1 rRNA gene is annotated in these 1,716 nt (G+C 55.5%); it reads left to right on the plus strand.

The annotated features are described in order from the left end of the window. Positions 1-182: 182 nt before the first annotated feature. Positions 183-1,707: ribosomal RNA gene (locus ARTSIC4J27_RS00005) — 16S ribosomal RNA — on the plus strand. Positions 1,708-1,716 lie beyond the last annotated feature (9 nt).

The raw sequence follows: 1,716 nt of genomic DNA on the forward strand, positions 1-1,716 counted from the left end.
TGTGTCTGTTGTTTGAGAACTCAATAGTGTGCCAAGTTTGTTGATACCAATTGTTTTAGTGATTGGTTGAATTGATCGGGCTGCCCGCCCCTGTGGGTGGTCTGGTTTTTACAGCTGGTTTCAAATTTTGTGCAGCCTTTTGGTCCCGTTTTCCCGGGGCTGGGGGTTGTGTCTGTTTTACTTCAACGGAGAGTTTGATCCTGGCTCAGGATGAACGCTGGCGGCGTGCTTAACACATGCAAGTCGAACGATGATCCCCAGCTTGCTGGGGGGATTAGTGGCGAACGGGTGAGTAACACGTGAGTAACCTGCCCTTAACTCTGGGATAAGCCTGGGAAACTGGGTCTAATACCGGATATGACTGATCATCGCATGGTGGTTGGTGGAAAGCTTTTTGTGGTTTTGGATGGACTCGCGGCCTATCAGCTTGTTGGTGAGGTAATGGCTTACCAAGGCGACGACGGGTAGCCGGCCTGAGAGGGTGACCGGCCACACTGGGACTGAGACACGGCCCAGACTCCTACGGGAGGCAGCAGTGGGGAATATTGCACAATGGGCGCAAGCCTGATGCAGCGACGCCGCGTGAGGGATGACGGCCTTCGGGTTGTAAACCTCTTTCAGTAGGGAAGAAGCGAAAGTGACGGTACCTGCAGAAGAAGCGCCGGCTAACTACGTGCCAGCAGCCGCGGTAATACGTAGGGCGCAAGCGTTATCCGGAATTATTGGGCGTAAAGAGCTCGTAGGCGGTTTGTCGCGTCTGCCGTGAAAGTCCGGGGCTCAACTCCGGATCTGCGGTGGGTACGGGCAGACTAGAGTGATGTAGGGGAGACTGGAATTCCTGGTGTAGCGGTGAAATGCGCAGATATCAGGAGGAACACCGATGGCGAAGGCAGGTCTCTGGGCATTAACTGACGCTGAGGAGCGAAAGCATGGGGAGCGAACAGGATTAGATACCCTGGTAGTCCATGCCGTAAACGTTGGGCACTAGGTGTGGGGGACATTCCACGTTTTCCGCGCCGTAGCTAACGCATTAAGTGCCCCGCCTGGGGAGTACGGCCGCAAGGCTAAAACTCAAAGGAATTGACGGGGGCCCGCACAAGCGGCGGAGCATGCGGATTAATTCGATGCAACGCGAAGAACCTTACCAAGGCTTGACATGAACCGGAAAGACCTGGAAACAGGTGCCCCGCTTGCGGTCGGTTTACAGGTGGTGCATGGTTGTCGTCAGCTCGTGTCGTGAGATGTTGGGTTAAGTCCCGCAACGAGCGCAACCCTCGTTCTATGTTGCCAGCACGTGATGGTGGGGACTCATAGGAGACTGCCGGGGTCAACTCGGAGGAAGGTGGGGACGACGTCAAATCATCATGCCCCTTATGTCTTGGGCTTCACGCATGCTACAATGGCCGGTACAAAGGGTTGCGATACTGTGAGGTGGAGCTAATCCCAAAAAGCCGGTCTCAGTTCGGATTGGGGTCTGCAACTCGACCCCATGAAGTCGGAGTCGCTAGTAATCGCAGATCAGCAACGCTGCGGTGAATACGTTCCCGGGCCTTGTACACACCGCCCGTCAAGTCACGAAAGTTGGTAACACCCGAAGCCGGTGGCCTAACCCCTTGTGGGAGGGAGCTGTCGAAGGTGGGACTGGCGATTGGGACTAAGTCGTAACAAGGTAGCCGTACCGGAAGGTGCGGCTGGATCACCTCCTTTCTAAGGAGC

Origin of the sequence: Pseudarthrobacter siccitolerans (genome assembly GCF_001046895.1) — a bacterium.
Lineage (GTDB): Bacteria > Actinomycetota > Actinomycetes > Actinomycetales > Micrococcaceae > Arthrobacter > Arthrobacter siccitolerans.